This window comes from Pseudoalteromonas rhizosphaerae (genome assembly GCF_902498845.1).
Lineage (GTDB): Bacteria > Pseudomonadota > Gammaproteobacteria > Enterobacterales > Alteromonadaceae > Pseudoalteromonas > Pseudoalteromonas rhizosphaerae.
In genome coordinates, this window is the sequence record NZ_CABVLM010000080.1 from 1 (window position 1) to 250 (window position 250).

1 pseudogene is annotated in these 250 nt (G+C 40.4%); it reads right to left on the minus strand.

Annotated features, from left to right (window positions below):
* Nucleotides 1-122 precede the first annotated feature (122 nt).
* A pseudogene (locus PSR9079_RS24130) lies at nt 123-250 on the minus strand (IS630 family transposase); the annotation flags it as partial.

Genomic DNA, 250 nt, shown 5'->3' on the forward strand with positions numbered 1-250 from the left:
ATAACCGACGACATTACTTGCTTCATCCTATGTATTAACTCGCTCTAATTCGAGCTGAAGTAATTATGGCTTAAAAAGTTAGGCAAGGATCAGTGTGTTTAACTTGACAGTGGGAGTCATACCAACGCACCTTCCGTATGAGTCGATAAGTTATCTAGCACGACACGAATTTTATTCGCATGTGGGTAGTGTTCATCGACTAAGTCCTTCATACAGTGAGCAAAATCAACTTTCGTTTTCCTCTGTGTTG